Origin of the sequence: Flavobacterium sp. N3904 (assembly GCF_025947305.1) — a bacterium.
GTDB lineage: Bacteria > Bacteroidota > Bacteroidia > Flavobacteriales > Flavobacteriaceae > Flavobacterium.
Window position 1 is genome coordinate 588,344 of the sequence record NZ_CP110009.1, and the last position, 22,150, is coordinate 610,493.

Genomic DNA, 22,150 nt, shown 5'->3' on the forward strand with positions numbered 1-22,150 from the left:
ATAATAAATTAGTTAAACAATTAAAACGGCAAATCATTGATTGGCAAGTCTTTATTTTGAGGGTCAAAGTTAGTGTTTTTTGTGGATTCAACACTATTTGCAGATTTATTGCTTTCCGTTTCTTTTTTTGTGGTCAAAAAAGTAAACTCTGTCACTTGAATTTCCATTGTATGCTTGGTAGAACCATCTTCGGCTTGCCATTGTCTGGATTTGATACGGCCTTCCACATAAATCTTATCTCCCTTTGAAAGGTATTTTTCGCAAATTTCGGCAGCTTTGTTGCGCACAACCAAATTGTGCCACTCGGTAGAAGTAATTTTCTCATTGGTGGTTTTATTGACGTACACTTCATTGGTAGCCAATTGAAATCTCCCGATGCAGTTTCCTCCGTCAAAATAATGCATTTTGACATCGTCGCCAAGATGGCCTATTAGCATCACTTTATTTAATGTTCCGTTCATGATTTGGTGGTATTTCTATCAAAGGTACATTATTTTTTGAAAACATTTTTTATAGGATTTCTATAAATAATTCTTGTCCAATTCTATTTCACTAAATTACTTTTGACACAAATTTCAGATTACCATTCTTAAAAAAAACTACTTCCCACTTTTTTTGATTAAAGCCCAAACACTTTCATTGAAATTGGCTTTGTTGATTCCCGATACCTTTTCGAGTACCTTAAAATAGTTATCATTGCTTTTTTCGTATTTGCCACAACTTAGCAATTCAATTACTGCTGGGAATCCTTTTTCTTTTTCTATTTTCTCGACAATCAAGGCATTAATAACATATGCAACGATTAAATGCTTTTCTTTGCTTTCGCCAAAATTATAAAAACCATCGTACAAGCTCAACCAATCGGATTTGGGGTTGGAAGCTACTTTTTCTTTGAATGTTTTCAGGATTTGCGACCAGCTGATTCCCCAGCTTCCTCCGTAAAGATAAGCACAGCCTTCATCAACGGGTTTGTTTATTGTGTTTTTTGGAATGGCATTTCTGGTCCTTTCGTGCCATAAATCGTGCGGATCAAAACTATTGAAACTAGTGTTGTAAGTACCATTGACCAATAAAGTGGTACTGTTTTCATTGGCATTAATAGTACTAACGGAACGCCCATTGTATTCTAATTTATACAAAACGCCTATGTTTTGCATGACTTCTGGCATATCATTACAACCATACCAAACAATATTGTCTTGCGGAGCATTTAGTTTTTTATCAAAAAGAGCGACATCTTTTACATACGCTGCAGCGACTTTGGTATTTAATTCATTTTTGAAATGAAAAGTACAATTCCCTATTTTTTTGGTTTGCCAAGAAAGAGTGTTGCGTTGCAAAGGAGAGAAGAAATAGAATTTGTCATCAATGTATTTGCCCAAAATCTCAAAACTGGCGTTTAAAACTGGTGTGTTTTCATTCACTCCTATATATGATAGCTGAATTATAAAATTGCTTTTGTCTATTTGAACCACATTGGTCAAATAACCTTTATAGAAATTATCGTCTTTGAATTTGGCGCTTTTCTCGATTCCTTTCATTTCGTCCAAAAGGATTGAAGTTTCCAGCAAATCTTCTTTCAATACAAAAACATTCTCCTTGTTTGGACTTTCTTTTTGACTCAAAAAGCCATTCAATGATTTAACCAATTGTTTAGCAACCAAAGTATCTTTTGGCAAAACGACATTGGCAGGAACAATTAAAGGATTGGTTTGTGCAAATGATAGCAATCCAATATGTAGGCTTAAAAGAAGTATGATTTTTTTCAAAGTAAAATAGTTTTTATGAACGAAAGATAGAAATATCCTACTTAGTAAACAAAGCGGTTTAATTAATATTTAACAATTTTACATGCAAAATCAATTTTTATAATTTCTCTTCTATAAAATTATGTATCACGATTGGAAATGGGAATGTTTTGGCAGTTTTGAGGTCGATTCCATTCTCAATGCTACCTTTTATACTTACTTTCCAGAATTTAATGTGTAAATGTTGGTGCGAAAGTTTGTGAATAATACTTTGTTCATTATATTCTAATAGACTCGCAATTTCATTTTCCTGAAAAAATTGCTGCTGTATTTGTCGGGCTACAGTATCAAAATCCTCGACTTTTTCGGTTTCGAGCAATGGGAATTCATAGAGATTGTGCCAGATTCCTTTGGCAGTACGCTTTTGAATAATAGTGTTCCCCAAATCATCTTCAACAACTATATAATTAAAGTAACGGTTTCGGACTTTTGTTTTTTTTGATTTTACGGGCAATTGGTCGACCTTCTTTTTTTGCAGCGCCGCACAACTGCTGTTGAATACACAGACAGTACAATTGGGGCTTTTGGGCACGCATTGCAGTGCGCCAAACTCCATTATGGCTTGATTGAATTGTGCCGGGTTATTTTTTGGCATTAACTCAAAAGCCAAAGCGGCGAATTCTTTTTTGGCTGAAGCTTGAGCAATATCGGTTTCTATGTCAAAATAACGCGAGAGCACTCGAAACACATTTCCGTCGACCACGGGAACACATTCATTATAGGAGAAGGAAGCAATAGCGGCGGCAGTGTACTCACCAATTCCTTTTAATTTTAGTAAATCGGAATAATTATTGGGGAAAATGCCTTCCGATTGATAAGCCACCGTTTGGGCGGTTTTGTGCAAATTACGGGCACGGGAATAATAACCCAATCCCTGCCAAAGTTTTAAGACTTGTTCTTCGTTGGCGTCTGCCAAATCAAAAACAGTCGGAAAAGCTGCTGTAAAAGACAAAAAATAAGGTGTTCCTTGAGCCACTCTTGTTTGCTGAAGCATAATTTCGGAGAGCCAAATAGGGTATGGATCGGTTGTTTTACGCCAAGGCAAATCGCGTTTATTTTGTAAATACCACTTAATTAGCGTGTTAGAAAATTTCATCATAAAATATTAGAAAACAAAAGTAATTGTTTATGTAATTAAAATTTAACGAATTAGGTTGATTTATTGTTTTTTAAATTCATATATTTGCAAACTCAAAAAAATCATTACAACATAATAAAAAGGAAAGAAAATGACGAAAGCAGATATCGTAGCAAAAATTTCGGAAAAATTAGGTCTTGAAAAAGGGGATGTGCAAGCAACCGTTGAAACTTTTATGAACGAAGTAAAAAACTCACTAGAAACTGGTGACAATGTTTACTTAAGAGGTTTTGGAAGTTTTATTGTAAAAACAAGAGCTGAAAAAACAGGAAGAAATATCTCAAAAAATACCACAATTAAGATTCCTGCACACAACATACCTGCTTTTAAACCGGCAAAAGTTTTTGTAGAGGGAGTAAAGATTAACAACGAAGCAAAATAACACTATTAATTAATCATAAAATCTATAAGATATGCCAAGTGGTAAAAAAAGAAAGAGACATAAGGTAGCGACTCACAAACGTAAAAAAAGAGCGAGAGCTAACCGTCACAAAAAGAAAAAGTAGTTTTAAACTACTTTTTTCTTTTTTAAGTTCATTGAAATTGAGAATTAGTGTTCAGTCTTCAGTTTTTAGTCATCAGTTTACTGCTAACTTGATACTGCTTACTGCTAGCTAGTTTTCCCCGGGTACAATACCTGTTTAAATTATTGTTTAATCCATCTGTAAATACGATTTTAGATTTTAGATTTTAGATTTTAGATTTTTTAATCTATTCTCTTCTCTCTATTTTCTATTTTCTGAAAAAACAGATAAAAATTTACAAATGAATAAAGAATTAATCATTCGATCTAGTTCTGATTTCGTAGATTTTGCCTTATTAAAAGATGGAAAACTAATTGAATTACACAAGGAAGAAGAGAAAAGCAACTTTCAGGTTGGTGATATTTTTATTGCCAAAATAAGAAAACCTGTTGCTGGACTTAACGCAGCTTTTGTAAATGTTGGCTACGAAAAAGATGCCTTTTTACATTATCACGATTTAGGACCTAACTTAGCTTCCCAACTGAAATTCATAAAACTTGTAAGCGCAGGTAAAATAAAAGATTTCTCCCTAAAAACCTTTCAGTTTGAAAAAGAAATAGATAAAGATGGTACTATTACTGATGTAATAAGCGCCAATCAATCTGTTTTGGTACAAGTTGTCAAAGAACCAATATCTACCAAAGGACCAAGAATAAGCGCAGAGCTTTCCCTTGCCGGAAGATTTATTGTTTTGGTTCCGTTTTCTGACCGTGTTTCTATTTCACAAAAAATAGAAGACAAAAAAGAAAAGGAACGTTTGAAACGCCTTGTACAATCAGTCAAACCAAAAGGATTTGGTGTTATTGTTCGCACAGTAGCCGAAGGCAAAAGTACAGTAGAATTAGAAAAAGATTTGCAGAACCTGCTCAGCAGATGGAATGCAATGTGTAAAAAATTACCGACTGCTCATCATCCTTCCAAAGTATTAGGAGAGCTCAACAGAGCTTCTTCAATATTAAGAGATGTTTTCAACGATACCTTCAGTGGTATCCAGATTGATGACGAAGAGTTGTACAACCAAACAAAGGATTATCTGCAAGAAATTGCACCATCCAAACAATCAATTGTAAAGTTTTATCAGTCAAATGATACGCCTATTTTTGAGAAATACAATATAGAGAGACAAATCAAAACTTCATTTGGAAAAACAGTTTCCATGAGTAAAGGGGCTTACCTTATTATCGAACACACAGAAGCTTTACACGTTATAGACGTAAATAGCGGAAACCGTTCTAATAAAGCTACCAACCAGGAGGACACAGCCATGGAAGTGAATATGATTGCAGCCGCCGAAATAGCCAGACAATTGCGTCTTCGCGATATGGGCGGAATCATAGTCGTAGATTTTATCGATATGTCTAATCCCGAAAATCGTAAAGTTTTGTTCGACTTCTTGAGAGAAGAAATGAGCGATGATAAAGCGAAACACAAGATCTTACCACCGAGTAAATTTGGGTTGGTCCAAATTACCAGACAACGCGTAAGACCAGAAGTTAACATTAAAACTAGAGAAGAAGACCCTAACAATGAGCATGGCGAAATTGAAGCGCCAATTTTAATCATTGACAAAATAGCTTCCGATCTAGAAAGAGTTTTAAAAACCCACAATAAAGTAGTACTCAATGTACATCCGTTTGTGGCTGCATACCTCAGTAAAGGTTTTCCATCATTGCGTTCAAAATGGTTTTTTGAACACAAAAAATGGGTAAAAATCATACCACGTGACGCTTACACGTATTTAGAATATCATTTCTACGACAAAAAAGGAAATGTTATCAAAGAATAAAAACAAAAACCGCTTTTCGAAAGATTGGCGGTTTTTTTGTGCGTCATTGCGAGGAACGAAGCAATCTTTTTTAGGAGCTTAATCCAGCTATTCGTTGCAATCTTTTCTTTTTTAAAGAAAAAAAGAAAAGGATTTCCACTTCTATCTGGGCTAGGGAATTTCGTTTTCAAAATAGAATTTACTCCTTTACAATCTCAATCTTTCTTCGGATTTCGTTTCCAAATTCATCCACCACAGTGATGTAATGAAATCCTGTCGTTGCCGAAATAGGCATTTCGTGAAAGGTTTTGGTACTGCCTTTAAACACATTATCCACATACCAAAACAACTTACTTTCCCGTTGCGAATGAGCTACTTTTAAAATCACTGGCTGTATTTCACTATTGAAATTTTTGGTGAGATAGATTTTGCTATTCGTTTTGGGATAAATAAAATCCATTGTAGCCGTTTGTGTTCCCATACAATCATTTCTATACGGAGGCAACGGCAAATATTCTATATGCTGACTTTTGTAATACCAAGCCATTACGGGTGGCAACACAAACCAGTTTTTGGTTACTATATTTTCTACATCTTCGCAACTGCTGTTGACCTGAAATTGCTCTAATTTATCCAAATGCACCGTTTTGTGATACGGACAAATAGAAGTATTCTTTCCTTTCTTGGGAACGAACTGTTTGATTGTTGGACAACCGTCTTTGGCCAAATGACCACTCAAACTGCAAACTTCAACTTCTTCTAAATCTTTATACGGCGTATCAAACCATCGCTGTCTGGGCAACAAATTAAAAACATCGAATAAAATTGGTGCTGCGCTGGTAACTCCCGTCAAGGTAGGTCTACCTTCACCTGTTGCGTTACCCACCCATACGCCAACTACATATCTAGCATTGGTTCCTATCGCCCACGCATCGCGATTCCCGAAACTTGTTCCCGTTTTCCAGGCAATTTTCAGCGAACTGTCATAGAATTTCCAAGCCTCATCGCCTTCGGGACGATTCACTTGTTCCATCGCATTATAAGTAAGCCAAATCGATCCCGCTCCCAAAATGTTCTTTTGTTTGGTTTCGTCACCAAAATTAACTTGAAAATCATCCTGATAATTGAGTTCGGCAAATTCATTGGTTCTGTAGTTTCCTTGATTTTTATTGAAAAAATTTAAAGTTGAAGACAAACCAGCATAGGTTCTACACAAATCCCATAAGTTACTTTCGGCTCCTCCTAAAATGAGCGACAAACCGTAATGGTCTGGTGGTTTTGAAATGTCCCGCAATTTGAATCGCTGTAATTCTTCATAAAATTTATTTACCCCGAAATCCTGCAACATCAATACAGCTGGAATATTCAACGAACGGGATAACGCCCGATGCGCCGGAACAGCACCGTCGAACGTCAAGTTGAAATTCTGAGGTGTATAACCCGAAATCTGTGTTGGAATATCCGCCACCAGTGTATTGGGTAATAACTCTCCATCGTCGAGCATAGCCGCATACAAGAGCGGTTTGAGAATACTTCCGGTACTTCTTGGTGCATCAATAACATCCACATCTTTTTGATGATTTCCGTCCGTAGACGAATTACCAACATAACTCATCACTTTTCTATTAGACACATCGATAACCAAAATAGCCAAATTATGAACCTCGTTTTGCTTGTACTGATTGTAATAATACTTTGCAATTTGATTGACTCTGTTTTGCAACCCAATTTCTATAGTCGTTTTCACCCGAGTCCCTTCTTGATTCTTGGCAACACGCTGCAATAAATGTGGCGCGATTTGTGGCAGATCATACGGTTTTTGAGGTAAGGGTTCAACTATCGAAAGTTCATAGGTTTGTTTGTCGATAATTCCTTCTTGGTTTAACTTTAACAAAAGTCGGTTGCGTTTACTCAATAATTTAACTTGGTTTTTTCCGGGATAAATCAAACTAGGCGCATTCGGTAAAACGGCCAAAGTAGCACTCTCCGCCCAAGACAATTGATGGGATTGCACGCCAAAATACCGCCAAGAAGCCATTTCGAGACCCACCACATTTCCACCAAAAGGTGCGTGAGAAGCATACAATTCTAAAATCTCGTTTTTAGAATATCCCAACTCTAATCGGGTGGCGAGAATGAGTTCGATTATTTTCTCAAAATAAGTTCGCCTTTTCCCGTTTCTGGACAAGCGAATGACTTGTTGCGTCAGCGTGCTTCCGCCACGAACGACTTTGCCCGCTTTTCTGTTTTGCTGGAAAGCATTAACCATTGCCACAGGATTGAATCCGGGGTGTTTATAGAAATACTCATCTTCAAAATAGACGATACACTTCTTGAATTTGTCAGGAACGCTGTCCTGTGCAGGAAATCGCCATTGTCCATCGAGAGCAATTTTAGCGCCAAGCAATTCTCCTTCTTTGCTTTCAATCACCGTAGAATAAGGCTCTTGAAACAAAGTTCGTGGCAAAGAAAAATAATAAACCACCAACAGCAAAAATGCTATTGATGATTTAATTTTATTTCGTTTTATCCAATTGATGCTGCGTTGTAGGAACGCTATTAGTTTGTTTTTCAAAGTTGTCATTATTTAACCGCAAGGTCACAAGGTTATTCGCAAAGTCCGCAAAGAATAGTAATACTTAAATTTGGCCACGGATGACACGGATGAAACAGATTTAGACGAATCTTTTACTTGGCTACTAAGTATTATTATTTCAATCTGTGTAAAATCCGTTATATCCGTGTCATCCGTGGCCATTTTACCATCTTCTATTTCACCACTTGAACCCAAAATCCTTTGGTTCTGGCCAAAAACGTATTGTCATACATCGCTTCACATTGCAGTCCCGGTAAATAATATGTTCCCAAATACGAGGCATTCAGTAATATTCTGAATGTTTTTGTTTCTCCGGCTTTCATTCCAAAATAGAAATTAGTTCTATCATCACGAATGTCAATATAATCTGCAATATTATTGGTTGCATCTCCGTAATCTGTGAAACGGGTATTTACAATTTCGAAACCAGAAGGTAAAATCTGAGACAAAGCTACATTTTCTACACGCTCATTTTTCTGGTTTCTAACCGTTACCTCAGCAATAAACTCCGTTCCTTGATTGATTTTAGAAACATTAATAACGCCTCCTTTTCTGTTTTTGAAAACAATGGAAGCCGAGACATTGCTCTGAACAGCATTCTCTTGCCCAATCGGAAGAATCCCTGTATTCAGTACACGGACAAACAACCTGTTCTTTCTATTATTTTTTAGAGTCAAACTATTCGAACCCATTTTAACAGTCAAACTTCTGTCGGCGATAGTTTTCATAGTTTTAACTGCCTGTGTTTTTCCATCTTTACTAAACTGAACATCGATTCCTTTAGGTCCATTATTGGCTGAAAACTTAGCCATTGCATATAAACAATAAGCTGTAGTCTGCGTACTCATCCATTGGTCACTTGACATATCTTTAGCCAATTTTGTTGCCATCGCAAATGCTTTCTGCTTTTGCCCAAGCAACAACAACGTTTCCAAAGCCATTGCACGGTTTCTGTCACTGGAACCATAATAGTAATAATTGTAATTCGAATTGTTATCAATTGTAGTTTTTAGCAACAAAGTCAAACCTGCTGATTTTTGTCCCGCCAATACATAAGCCGAAGCCAAACGTAATTTACATTCGTTCGAAATTCCTTTGGTTTCACGCAATCTGTTCATCGAAGACAAATCGGGAACTCCTGCTAAAGCCAAAGTATATAAGCGATAGGACTGTGCCATATCATTTCCGTAACTCGGCATAAATCGCCATTGTTTGGCTTCTTTTTGTTGATACGAAATCCATTTTGATTTGAAATTGATTGGCAAGAAATAACCTTTTTTCTCAGCTTCAATCATAAAATGTCCAGCATAGGAAGTACCCCAATCATCAGCTTCTGTTCCGCCTTGCCAGTATGACATTCCCCCATTCGATAATTGAAAACCTCCTAATCGAGTAATTCCTGCGGTCACATTTTTTTGAATTAATTGCTGACGCGTAGCATCCAAATCGGCAATTTCATTTAGATACAATTGCGGAAAAACTGACGAAGTAGTTTGCTCCACACAGCCATGCGGATATTGAATCAAATATTGTAATCGCCCATTTAAATTAATAGTTGGCATCGAAGAAACCTCCAATTTTGCTTTATTACTTCCCGAAACACCAAATGTTTTCCAAGAAATTGTTTTATTACTATTCGGTTCCAAAATCACATCGGTAAACGTGTTGGTGACTGGATTCGGATTAGTCATGTCAATTTCTACATCATACACTGATTTCTCCTTGCCTGAAGTCGCTACAATCTGCACTTTTCCGATTCCTGTTATAGAACCCACAGCCAAATTAAAATAAGCCATTTTTTCGTCAGGCTGTGCAAAAGAAAGTTTTTGAGTGGCACTGCCAAGAACTTTTAATCCATTATTCGTTTTAATCTGCACCGTCACATTTTTGATGCTTTTTTCCATTGCAAAAATGGTAACTGGAATAGTCACTTTCTCAGATGGAGAAATTTTTCTAGGCAAGGAAGCCAATACCATCAATGGACTACGAACAGGTGTTGCTTTTTCAACACTTCCATAAGCACTTGTAGTGGCATCGCCAGCCACAATCATTGTTTTCACGGAACCAATATACTTTGGCAATTTGACTTGATGCGTTTGGGTTTGTCCTTTCTCTAATTTAAAAGGCCCCATATAAATCACAACTGGTTTGAAACGATTCGCTTTTTTGGCTTTTCCGCCTCCCAAATCTTGGTCACCACCAATACTGAAAATCTGATTCACTTTTCCGCCATACGCTCCAATCACATCGTCATAAATATCCCAAGTTTTTACACCCAAAGCTTCCCGAACATAAAAACTATCCCAAGCATTTGGTCCTTTGAAACGGGTTAAATCCAATAATCCTTCATCTACAATGGCAATTGTGTAGGTCATTGCTTTTCCTGATTGTTCACTCACTTTTATAGCAAATGATTGTTCTGGACGTAAAATGTCTGGCATAACCAATTTGGGTGTGAGAATCGTATTTTTGTCAATCACTTCGATAGGTACAATGCCATACATTCGAATTGGCAAATCGTTTTTAGTCGAAGCATGTGGTTGTAATAATGTAATATTGAAATACACATTCGGCGCCATAGCGGCCGTAATTGGAATGATAACTTTTGTTTCCCCTTTTTGTGTTTTTGCCCAAAGTGTTTGAACCACTTTCGATCCATTTTCGATAGAAATAAAAGCACGTCCTCCTTCACTCGATGGAAACGAAATTTGAGCGTTTTCGCCCACAGCATAATTTTGCTTATCAGTAGAAAAAACCAACATATTGGCCGTTGAAGCATCGGTATTTCTAGTTTTTCCAGACCACATTGGCCAATCAATATTTACTGTTAAAGCCGTTGCGTGTCCGCCAACAACATCCGAAACCCGAATCATATAACGTCCCCATTCTTCATCGGTTAAGGCAAAACGCACACTTCCTTTTCCGCTAGCATCGGTATTTATTGTAAAAGTTTTGTACGAAGTCGTAGCATCATCCGAATTATAATTTGATAAATTATCGCTCGATTCATCCCACCACCAGCGCCATTCTACTTTATAAACTTTCACTTCTAAGTTTTTGACTGCTTTGGGCTTTCCATTTTCATCAACCGTAACCACATCAAATTGATTTACTTTTCGGGTTTCCAGCATTCCGTATTTGTTGGGTTCGGGTGACTTTATACCCACATAAGTACTGTACGGAGAATAGGTCGTAGCTATGACATCTGTGCTAAAATCACCGCCTTCTTCATACACTTTAGTAATAAATGACGCTTTCAGCATACCTGGTGCTTCTCCTTGTATTTTAGGGTCTATAACTGCATTCGCTTTTCCATTAGCATCCAATTTTCCGGAGAAAACGGTAACTTCTTCGGTGCTAAATTTTCGAACCAAATCATCAAAAACATACTTTTCATAATTCTTGAAAGTCGTAGTTTGTTGCGAAAATTTGGCTTGCATTTCAACATTCAAATTTTTGGCCACTGCGCCATGAAGCCAAGTCACTTCGAGATTGCTGGTATTTGGATACGAAGATGAAAGTACTGCTCGTTTGAAAGTATTTTTTATTTTTAAACGATTCGGTTTGATGGTTTCGATTTTTATACTTTTATAAAACTTCGCACCACCCACACTAACCATTGCTTCCCAATTTCCGGTAGGTGCATCATTTTCAGTTGGAACAGTAAACGCATAATGATTCCACTCATTCGATTTTTGAACCGTTTGATAGGTTATTTTTCCATTTGGATCGGCTAATCTAAATTTTATAGGATGTCCCAACGGTATTTTATTCGAAGCATCATTTAAAATGAAAGACAAATAAAGATTATCTCCAGGGCGCCAAACACCACGTTCTCCATATATGAATCCTTTGAGTCCTTTTTGCAAAGTTTCACCAGCCACATTAAAATTACTGACCGATAAAGAGTGACCGTCATCAAGTTTTACATAAGTGGATTGTGTTCCGTAAGTTACAATCGCAAAATAGGCAAAAGTATCCAACTGAAAACTGGCAATGCCTTCACTGCTTGTCGTTCCTGTTGTCAATTTTTGCTGTTGGAAACTGTACAAATCTACTCTTGCATTCGAAATTGGTTCGGTTGTAATGATATTATTTACCGCAAACAAATACGATTTATTTTCTCCTCTTTTGGCAATTACTCCAACATCCGATGCCAAAATATTGGTTCCAATCTTGGCATTATAATAATATGAACTGGAGCAAGGATCTTGACTTTCTCTCCATTCATAATCGTCATAATAATACTCATCGTATGAGTTTTCACTGTAATTCACCTCTTTTTCATCGACTTCTTCCGCCTCTTCATTTTCACTATCATCTTCAGTTGAAGATTCACATTTGTATAAAGAATAGGCTTTTTTATAGGAGAACTCCACTCTATAAATGGCACCTGGTTCCGGTGTTATAATTTTTGACAAATCCAAAGCAAAAGTGTTCCATTTGCTTGTATTTACTAACTTATTCTCATTGAGGTAAAGCGTTGATTTCGCAACAGGTTGTCCTACTCTTTTTAAATTTCGGGTGCCGTTCAGCTCATTATCCTGCAAAAACTGAAGAATATTGTTTTTGTAAATTTTATACACTTTTACATCAACAGCACTAAGATTTACGGCTTCAAAATTGAGTTTTAAATTACTAGAACTTGGCAGAATAGTTCCGTTTTTGATGAAACGAACATTCGGTTTTATTTCATCAAACGAGATTTTCTCTGAATAATTCTCATTTAACTTTTTACCATATTCACTTTCAATTCCTTGAAAAACTTCCAACAGCAATTCTCCTGTAAGTTTTTGTGAATCCACAACTGGCTCAGGCTCGACAACTGCAATTTCCTCTGCTTCTTCAACCGAAGCACTATCTACAACAACAGATGTAGAATCAGAAACCACAGTTACAGGAACTGCTTCAACTGTTTTTTCAACAGCTTTTTCATTATTAAAATAAACCTTCAAGACATTTCCTTGAGTAGAGAATTTTAAATTATTGGTGTTTTGAATCGCCACCAATCCTTTAAAATCTTGCCCTTTTTCCAATGGTTCCGAAAAATTAATGGACAATGATTGATTGTTTCCTTCGCTCATTTCCGTTTTTATGACTTTGAACTCATTCAGCGCCGTAATCGGGAAATCGATAGTTCCTTTTTGGTCCATATCATAATCGGTTCCGTCATATTTAATTTCGAGATTACTTGCGGAATCCAATCGCTGAATGCTGTCGATTCTGAATTTAAATTCTTTGCCAACGGTATTGGCTTTTTCGAAAATAATTTTCAAATCGTCTCCATTATGCTCGGCTTCGACCAATTTTTTGGCGGTTTCAAAATCGATATTGTCTGCGGTTTTCAATACACAATTCAAATATTGGTATTCTTTGCTGTAGGATTGCACATCGAAAGTGTTGACAATAAAGTCCTGTTTGATGGTTTTTACCGTGAAATTGAAATTGGAAAGAGCTTTATCCTTTTCGGCAACCTTTGGATTCAGTTTATCCAAATGCAAAGTCAACTGATATTCGGTGCCAGATTCCAGCTTTTTTTCAGGAATAAAAGCGATAGTATTGTTCGAAAGTGAAATCACTTTTCCGTTGACACTTGGAGAAATATCGAATAAATCATCGTCCAATACCTGATTGACTTTCCAATTATTATTATCGAAAGCCAAAACCACACGAATGTCCGATTGTGCCGAGACTATTCCCCCCGTAAAACTGACTATATACTCTTTGAATAATGAAAAATCGGAATTAAAATCGGCAGCTGATTTTTTGCCACAGGCCTGAAACAAAATACACACAAAAAATACGTAAATTAATCCTTTTGTTTTCACTTTTATCTAGAGTTAATGGGTTACAAATTAAAATTATAGCAACATTCTACAGTTAAGTCCATAACTGCAAAAGCACACATTATATTGTAGTAAAAGTATAGTATTTAAATTAATATTTTAAGAAGAAAATTCTTTGAGAGAAAATTATTTTTTGAAGGTGTTTTTTAGGAGCTTTTTCCAGCTATTCGTTACAATCTTATCTGCCGAAAACCGGCAGATAAGGATTTTCACTTCTATCTGGGCTAGGGCATTCTACTTAACAAATTTATTTTCTTCTCTCAACAAAAAAACGTTTCATCAATTCCGAAGCCTCATTCGCCATAACTCCACGAACAACAATGGTTCTGGGATGTAACTGAGTGCCCATTTTCACAAAACCACGATGTTCATCGGTGGCACCATACACAATTTTAGTAATCTGACTCCAATACAAGGCTCCCGCACACATTTGGCAAGGCTCAATTGTTACGTAAAGCGTACAGTCTTTCAGGTATTTTCCGCCAAGGAAATTGGCAGCAGCAGTTATGGCCTGCATTTCGGCGTGGGCAGTAACATCATTGAGCAATTCGGTTAAATTATGGCTTCGGGCAATGACGGTATCATTAACCACAACAACGGCTCCTACAGGAATTTCGCCTTTATCAAAAGCCATTTCAGCTTCCTGCAAAGCTTTTTTCATAAAGTACTCGTCCGTAAAAATGTTTTCCATAAGTCCCCAAGTCCCACAAAGGGAATTATTAAGTTGCCGTACAAAAATAGAAAACAAAACCGTAAATTCGCTTTTTAAACTATAATGAAAAGCAACTTACTCGAAAACATCCATTCTCCAATTGATTTACGCCAACTTGACGAAGCACAACTTCCGCAACTGGCACAAGAATTACGTGACTTTATCATCAATATTGTCGCGACCAAAGAAGGTCATCTTGGCGCCAGTCTAGGCGTGGTGGAACTCACAATTGCTTTGCATTATGTTTTTAACACACCCGAAGATTTATTGGTTTGGGATGTTGGCCATCAAGCTTACGGACATAAAATTCTTACCGAAAGAAGAGCTGTTTTCCATACCAATCGTCAATTGGGCGGAATTTCTGGTTTTCCAAAAAGAAGCGAGAGCATTTACGATACTTTTGGTGTTGGCCACTCCTCCACTTCTATTTCGGCAGCGCTTGGAATGGCAATTGCTTCCAATTTAAAAGGTGATTTCGAAAAACAACACATAGCAATTATTGGCGATGCTTCTATAGCTTCAGGAATGGCTTTTGAAGGACTGAATCACGCCGGAGTAACTGATGCCAATTTACTGGTTATCCTCAACGATAATGCAATCGGAATTGACCCAAGTGTTGGCGCACTCAAAAAATACCTCACTTCGGTAAAACAAGGAAAAAACCCGAGACAAAACAATATGATTCGGTCACTGAATTTCGATTATTCCGGACCGATTGATGGTAATGATATTTATGCCGTTATAAAAGAACTGAAGCGTTTACAAAAAATAAAAGGACCAAAGTTTTTACATATTATTACAACCAAAGGCAAAGGTCTTCAACAAGCCGAAGAAAATCAGGTAAAATATCATGCTCCGGGAAAATTTGACGCCAATACTGGCGAAATTATTATAAAATCGGAAGAAAATTTACCTCCAAAATACCAAGATGTATTTGGCCTGACTCTTTTGGATTTAGCCAAAAAAAATGAAAAAATTGTTGGTATTACTCCCGCCATGCCATCTGGAAGTTCGTTAAAATTTATGATGGAGGCGTTCCCGAAACGCGCTTTTGATGTAGGCATTGCCGAACAACATGCAGTAACATTGTCCGCAGGAATGGCTACACAAGGCCTGATTGTGTATTGCAATATTTATTCGACTTTTTTACAAAGAGCTTACGATCAAGTAATCCACGATGTGGCTTTGCAAAATTTACCGGTAATTTTTTGTCTCGACCGGGCCGGTTTGGTTGGCGAAGATGGAGCCACACACCATGGCGTTTTTGATTTGGCTTACTTACGTTGCATTCCAAACCTGATTGTTTATGCACCATTAAACGAGATTGAACTGCAAAACATTTTGCATACTGCCCAATTGGGTTTAAATCATCCTATTGCCATTCGTTATCCTAGAGGTCGCGGTGTAACCAAAAATTGGGAAAGATTGCATTTAGGAAAATATGAAACCATAGAAATTGGAAAAGCAAAACTGCTTCAAAGTGGAGCCAAAGTTGCCATTTTATCTACTGGAGCAATTGGAAACAATGTCACTTTGGCTTTGTCCAAAATACAACCACCCGAAAATTTTGCCCATTATGATTTCGCTTTTGTTAAACCATTGGATGAGAACGAACTACACACTATTTTTAGCCAATTCGAAACTATAATAACTATTGAAGATGGAGTGATAAAAGGCGGTTTCGGAAATGGAATTCTGGAATTTGCTGCAACCTATCGTTACAATTCAAAAATCCAACTCTTGGGAATTCCGGATGAATTTATTGAACAGGGCTCTATCGATGAATTACAACAATATTGCGGAATTTCCGTTGAAAGTTTAGAGATAATTTTCTCAAGTTATTGAAATTAATTATTTTTCGCCCTTAAATGCCACACACCATTATGCGATTACAACCTACATTATTTTTATTGCTTTTTTTAGTTTTTTCGACAACTAGTTTCTCTCAAATTACAATTGTAACAAAACTGCCCGATTCAACAACAACTCAAAAAAAGAAAGTCAACCCCGAAACAATTATTACAAAAATTGATACCGTCCCCACTTCGCATTGGACCAACAAAAATATGTTGGGTATTGACATCTCCGAAATTGCCTTTGTGAATTGGAGTGCTGGTGGTACGAGTGCTATTACTGGATTACTGAAAGGGCATCTTAAACGAGATTACAAAGACGAAAATCAAGTTTGGTCAAACGAACTTATTTTTAGATATGGTTTAAACAAACAAGAAGGAGTCGAGCTAAGAAAAACCGACGATGTTTTCAGGATTAATTCGACTTACGGCTATCGAAAAGACACACTATCGAATTGGTATCATTCGGCTAAATTCAATTTTAATACTCAATTTTCGGCAGGATATAATTATCCCGACACTGACAACCCAATCTCAAAACCTTTTGCACCAGCCTATACCTTCTTGGGGATTGGTTCTGAATACATCAATAAAGCAGAAAAATTTAAATTCTATATTTCTCCTTTGACATTAAAGAACACATTGGTATTGGATCAAACACTTGCTAATGCAGGTGCTTATGGCGTTACAAAGGCCATATATGATGCTCAAGGAAACATAATTACTGAAGGGAAACAATCAAAAACAGAGCTTGGTATTCTGGTAACTTCTTACATTGAAAGGGAAGTTTTTACCAACATTACATTAAAAAACCGCTTGAGTTTGTACACGGACTATATCCATAATTTTGGCAATATTGATGTCGATTGGCAATTTTATGCAGATTTAAAAGTAAATCAATATGTAAAAGCGAATATTGGGTTCAATCTGGTGTATGATGAAGATATTGATGTTATAGATGATCAAAACGGAGTTCTTGTAAATGTAGGGCCAAAGGTACAGTTAAAACAAGTTTTGGGTGTTGGTCTTGAATATAATTTTTAAAACAAAAAAACGGCTGTATAAATAACAGCCGTTTTTCGCTTAGTTTATAAACTCCTCAATTCTAGTTTATAATTATTTTTTCTACATAATTTAAACCTTCACCTTTTACACTTAGGATGTATATTCCTTTTGAAAGAGTACTTAAATCAATACTCTTTTTACCGTTGAAATCTGTATTCTCAATAGAGAGCATCTCCCTGCCGGTAATGTCATTGATTTTAATATTTGCTTTGCCTACATATTGATTTATCTGAATAGTTATAAGTCCAGTTGATGGATTTGGAAAAGTACTCATCACATTTTTACTTTCAAAATCCTGTACAGCCAGCACACAATTTGCCCCTGCTGCAGGCATTGTGAAATCTTCAACTTGATCATTTCCTATATTTTTGTCTCCAGCAGAAGCATTTTTACCTACTCCTCTAGCTGCAAAAACCTCCCATATCATACAATAATCCTTTCCTCCAGTTATTGCCTGATCAGCTGCTATTATCGCATTTCTTCCACTCACGAAAGTAGGGCTACATGGTTGTAATTTAATACCATCAAGTACTATCCGCATAATTTTATTATTTCCACCTTTGCCTGAATATTTATTGTCGTCATAGCCGTATTTATTAATATAAGCCCATGACAAATCCCATAAAATACTAGCCCAAACAGTACCTATTCCATGTTCTTCTGTTAGTTCAACGCCTTCGTCATCTGTGTATTGAAAATTATTTGTGTCAGCATAAGTTAAAGGATTAATTGTTTTATCTGTAGAATAGGGATAATCTCGTATTCCGGCTCCATCAACAGCTTGACTGGACACAAAAGTTCCAATTCCTTTTTTGGTAGTACCTATATCTCCAGGTTTTAATTGCATCATCAAAGCAATCCAATCCGACCATCCTTCTCCCATTTGATCCGTGTTGTCCAAACAACTTGAATTGTTTCGACCACCGGCTAAACGAGTAGAAATTCCATGCCCATACTCATGAGCAATAATTCCGTTATCAAAATCCCCATCAGAATTTACAAAAGGATTTGCCGCCAATTGTAATTTTACATTAACTGCTTGAGTTTGCATTTGAGTAATTAAGGATTCTCCCAGTTCTTGGGTTACGCTTATTGCAGGAATTGTAATCGTTGCATCAGCACCTGACATCGTAATTTCGCCTTCTTTATTATTCACCACAATTACAGCATTTGCCCCTGCATCTTGAGCGAATTTAACTTTCACAGTAAAATTACAACCTCCCCTTCTAAGAATAACAATTTTTCCGTTTAAAGCAGCTGCGTTTGCTGGTGCAAAACAACCTTCATCTGCCACATTAGTGGCGTTTACGTATAAAACCAAATCCGATTGTAAAAAAGAAGGAATAATTGGCAAATCTACATGCCCTGGATCAAACCCATTTTGTCTTGCTACATAACTCCCAGCTAAAGAAGAAGGAGATGTAATAATTAACGGTTTGATTTCTGGTCCATAATTCCAAAGAAACATTTGCATTCTGCCATTCTCACCATCAATTCCTGATGAAAAGTTAGCATTGTTTATGCTTTGCACCGTAAGCTCTGATCCGTCTTGTGCATCTGCATAGACAAAATCTTGTCCAGTTCCGCCTTTACCATAATTATTTTTTTGGAAATTCCCGTTTGCTTCGTTAAATCCATATTGATACCAAACATCATGCATGATATTATTCATGTAAAATAAATTGGTATTTGCTGCATCTATAGAACTAGATGCAGATGCATTTGTCCCCAAATACGGAAAATCAAAAACTAGTGAAGTACCTCCGTTTGGACTAGTCCCCACGGTATCATCATCTCCATCCATATCGTCTTGAGCCCAAACATTATTTCCTCTGGTTATGGTATATTCAGCACCCAAAACACCATTGGTATCGTGCCAGCCAAAAGGAGATGCAGTCGCATTTGATGGATTTGAAATTAATTTTCTTGCACTATGGTTGGGGCTTTCATAATTAAAAGGAACAACATTATAGGTTCCTTCCGAAGCTAAAGTTACTTTTTTAGTATATAATTGTTTGTAAGTTAAAGGACTTGGGTCTAATAATAAATCAGCACTAACAGCTGGAAATTGCTGTTTTTTATCAAAATTACAAGATAAAATACGATCCTTTTTTTCTAAAATTTTCCCTGTAAGGGCATCAACTCGAATACTCCATTTGTGTTTTGGAGCAGTTGTAGTTATAGTAAAATCCCAAGCTAAAACTAATGTATTCTCTTTTGTGGAATGGTAAACTAAATTGGCAGAAACAGGCAAACCTTTCGTTAAACCATTACTAATTAAAACTTTGTACTGGCTTTTTGTTTCCAAAATAGTAAAAGGAGCCGATGCAGTAATTTTCAATTGTTGATAGGCTTTTGCCAAAGCTTGAATCGCAGAAAGGGTTGGAGTTATTGCATTTACTTTTTTAGACACATTGGCGACAAACTTTTTTTCAACATCGATTACTTGTCCGTCTTTTATCGCAAAATTTGAAACTGCTCTATAGATTTCAATGCCTTGATATCTTTGCAAAACATAACAATTTGTTATTTTTGAACTTGTAGACGAGCCCTCACTTTCAATAATCCAATCTTTTGTATCATTGCTGGTTAACTCTAATTTTGCTGTGTTTTTATTTAGATATTTTTGAATAATTTCTTCATTGGTTTGAGAAAAGGCAAATATGGGTACTAAATAAAGAATAAATAAAGTAATTTTTTTCATGCTCCGGTTGATTTTAATTAAAATGGTAGTTAATACGTACAAACGTAAACATATTTTATGGTAATTTAACTTTTTAATTAAATAAAGTTATTATTTTAACTTTTTCCTGCTGTTATTGTCTTATAAAACAATAAAGCATTCCCATCTGTGAGCATCGAAACGAAATGACAGATATGAAGTAGTCTTTCATATAGATTTTCCTTTTCTAAATGATGCTTTTCAGGCAGCATCTTTAGTATTAGCCCGTCGTAATTGGAAGTTTTTCCTTCGTATTTATTATTAAAAGCAGTGATAAATTTATCCAATAACGTTTGAATAATTTGATAACCAACTATTTCCTTCTCCACCACTTCACGACTTTGATAGATATTTTTGACGCTAATCTTAATTATATCGTCCATTTGCGCCTTGTATTTACTCTTATCCGTCAATGCAAATGGAAATTTTCCTTGCATAATAGCTTCTTCGTTTTCAATAAAAACTTTTACGGCATCATTGATTAAACTTCCAATCGCTAATGCTCTCAAATAACTGATTCGATCTTCTTTGGTTTCTAAAGTCTTGTATTTAGAAGTGTCAATGCTGTCTTTGACCAATTTGATTAAATACTCCAAAGCAAAATCTTCGGAGACCAAACCTAAATTGATTCCATCCTCGAAATCAATTATAGTGTAACAAATATCATCGGCTGCTTCAACTAAGTAAGCCAATGGATGTCTTTCAAAACCAATGTCTTTTCCGGTTTTATTCGCAATCATCCCCATATCTAAAGCTACTTCCTGAAAGAAAGCTTTATCAGTTTGAAAAAAACCATATTTTTTGTCGGCAATATTTTGGGTAGGCTTCTTGGGTAAACTTTCTTTTGGGTATTTCATAAAAGCACCAAGAGTGGCGTAGGAAAGCCTAATTCCACCTTCAACACCCGGACGCGAACTGTTCAAAACCGAAAATCCATTGGCATTCCCTTCAAAATCTACCAAATCCTGCCATTCTTTTGCTGATAATTGCTCTTTATATTTTAAACCATTTCCTATCGAAAAATACTCCCCTATGGCTTTTTCCCCCGAATGTCCAAAAGGAGGGTTGCCAATATCATGCGCCAAGGATGCGGCGGCTACAATAGCACCAAAATCATTCATTTGATAGCCGTGCACTTCCTGCAAATACGGATATTTTTCCAATATTTTTTTTCCAACCAATCGTCCTAATGAGCGTCCCACAACCGAAACTTCCAAACTGTGTGTTAAGCGGGTATGCACAAAATCGGTTTTGGAAAGCGGAATCACCTGTGTTTTGTCCTGCAAACTTCTAAAAGCGGAAGAGAATATGATTCGATCATAATCGACTTCGAATCCCAAACGGGTTTCGTCTTGCTCGATTCTTAATCTTTTACCTGTATCTCCTTGTCTTTTTAGTGATAATAATTGTTCCCAGTTCATTCTGATTTAGATTTTTTAGTCCCGAAAAATAACGGGAGTTGATTTTAGAATAACTCCAAAGATAAAGGAAATATCGAATCTGATTATTGCATTCAAAACAAAAAGCGACCAAAATTGACCGCTCTTTGATTAATATTCTATTTCTTCTCTATCAAGGCAAAATAATAATTCTCTTTTGCTTTTCAAACTGGTGTTTTTTAACCACATAGGTTTCTGACATAGAATCATGCCATCCTCCTGCCTCGCCTCCTAAAAAAGAAAAAACTTCAAACGGAATAAATCGACAAAGTGTACGTTTTAAGATGCTTTTGTATTTGGGCTTTGAACCATCTTTCATTATCACATAGGTTTGGGTCAAGAATTTAGCAAGAGAACGAGAGAAATACAGCTCGGTTAAATAATAGTAAAATCCTGCAATGATAGCAAAAGAAAGCCCTTTTTCTAATATTCCCATAGTGCCAATCCAAGTCTTCAGGATGGCGCTGTTGGCAACATCGGCAAATATGGCGATTGTTGCTCCAACACTGATCCAAATCACATATTCACACGCTAAATCTAGTATTAAGTTTAAGAAACGCTGTCCTCTAGAAGCTAATAAATCATCGGTAACTGTAAATTTTTTATTTTCCATTTTTTCGGTATTTTATTTATACAACAGACCCTCTGTCTATATATAACCTACTCAAATATAAGGATTTAT

At 36.3% G+C, this 22,150-nt stretch carries 13 protein-coding genes; 4 read left to right on the plus strand and 9 right to left on the minus strand.

The window, feature by feature from the left end:
* Positions 1-20 precede the first annotated feature (20 nt).
* The 3 genes from OLM57_RS02535 to mutY form a co-directional block, all read right to left on the minus strand.
* Positions 21-461 carry a single-stranded DNA-binding protein gene (locus OLM57_RS02535; RefSeq protein ID WP_264565669.1) on the minus strand — a complete coding sequence of 147 codons (441 nt, stop codon included), beginning with the start codon at positions 459-461 and terminating at the stop codon, positions 21-23.
* Between the two features lie 138 nt (positions 462-599).
* Entirely contained in the window at positions 600-1,769 is a 1,170-nt protein-coding gene (locus OLM57_RS02540; RefSeq protein WP_264565670.1) for a hypothetical protein, read from the minus strand.
* A gap of 97 nt (positions 1,770-1,866) precedes the next feature.
* Entirely contained in the window at positions 1,867-2,904 is a 1,038-nt protein-coding gene (gene mutY, locus OLM57_RS02545; protein ID WP_264566942.1) for an A/G-specific adenine glycosylase, read from the minus strand.
* A 133-nt stretch (positions 2,905-3,037) separates the two neighbouring features.
* Between mutY and OLM57_RS02550 the strand changes: the two genes are divergently transcribed.
* Together OLM57_RS02550 and OLM57_RS02555 are read left to right on the plus strand one after the other, a co-directional pair.
* Positions 3,038-3,328: an HU family DNA-binding protein gene (locus tag OLM57_RS02550; RefSeq protein ID WP_016989051.1), complete on the plus strand. Its 291-nt coding sequence runs from the start codon at positions 3,038-3,040 to the stop codon at positions 3,326-3,328.
* A gap of 383 nt (positions 3,329-3,711) precedes the next feature.
* Positions 3,712-5,256, plus strand: a complete 1,545-nt coding sequence (locus OLM57_RS02555) for a ribonuclease E/G (protein WP_264565671.1) — start codon at positions 3,712-3,714, stop codon at positions 5,254-5,256.
* 178 nt (positions 5,257-5,434) lie between these two features.
* On the opposite strand, the gene pbpC is transcribed toward OLM57_RS02555, so the two are convergent.
* The 3 genes from pbpC to OLM57_RS02570 all read right to left on the minus strand — a co-directional run bounded on the left by pbpC (position 5,435) and on the right by OLM57_RS02570 (position 14,368).
* Positions 5,435-7,810 carry a penicillin-binding protein 1C gene (gene pbpC / locus OLM57_RS02560; protein WP_264565672.1) on the minus strand — a complete coding sequence of 792 codons (2,376 nt, stop codon included), beginning with the start codon at positions 7,808-7,810 and terminating at the stop codon, positions 5,435-5,437.
* A gap of 194 nt (positions 7,811-8,004) precedes the next feature.
* A complete protein-coding gene (locus OLM57_RS02565; protein WP_264565673.1) occupies positions 8,005-13,659 on the minus strand; it encodes an alpha-2-macroglobulin family protein in 5,655 nt (1,884 codons plus the stop codon).
* A gap of 265 nt (positions 13,660-13,924) precedes the next feature.
* A complete protein-coding gene (locus OLM57_RS02570; protein ID WP_264565674.1) occupies positions 13,925-14,368 on the minus strand; it encodes a nucleoside deaminase in 444 nt (147 codons plus the stop codon).
* 84 nt (positions 14,369-14,452) lie between these two features.
* Here OLM57_RS02570 and OLM57_RS02575 point away from each other — a divergent pair, with 84 nt between their 5' ends.
* Together OLM57_RS02575 and OLM57_RS02580 are read left to right on the plus strand one after the other, a co-directional pair.
* Positions 14,453-16,234, plus strand: a complete 1,782-nt coding sequence (locus tag OLM57_RS02575) for a 1-deoxy-D-xylulose-5-phosphate synthase (protein ID WP_264565675.1) — start codon at positions 14,453-14,455, stop codon at positions 16,232-16,234.
* A 23-nt stretch (positions 16,235-16,257) separates the two neighbouring features.
* Positions 16,258-17,286 (plus strand): DUF3078 domain-containing protein, encoded by a 1,029-nt coding sequence (locus OLM57_RS02580; RefSeq protein ID WP_264565676.1) that lies wholly within the window; start codon positions 16,258-16,260, stop codon positions 17,284-17,286.
* Between the two features lie 61 nt (positions 17,287-17,347).
* Here OLM57_RS02580 and OLM57_RS02585 read toward each other — a convergent pair whose 3' ends face one another.
* From OLM57_RS02585 to OLM57_RS02595, 3 genes are all read right to left on the minus strand, one after another.
* Entirely contained in the window at positions 17,348-20,011 is a 2,664-nt protein-coding gene (locus tag OLM57_RS02585; protein ID WP_264565677.1) for a T9SS-dependent M36 family metallopeptidase, read from the minus strand.
* Positions 20,012-20,106: 95 nt separating this feature from the next.
* Entirely contained in the window at positions 20,107-21,450 is a 1,344-nt protein-coding gene (dgt, locus tag OLM57_RS02590; RefSeq protein WP_264565678.1) for a dGTP triphosphohydrolase, read from the minus strand.
* A gap of 151 nt (positions 21,451-21,601) precedes the next feature.
* Complete coding sequence (locus OLM57_RS02595) at positions 21,602-22,081, minus strand: RDD family protein (RefSeq protein ID WP_264565679.1); 480 nt, start codon at positions 22,079-22,081, stop codon at positions 21,602-21,604.
* Positions 22,082-22,150: the final 69 nt, after the last annotated feature.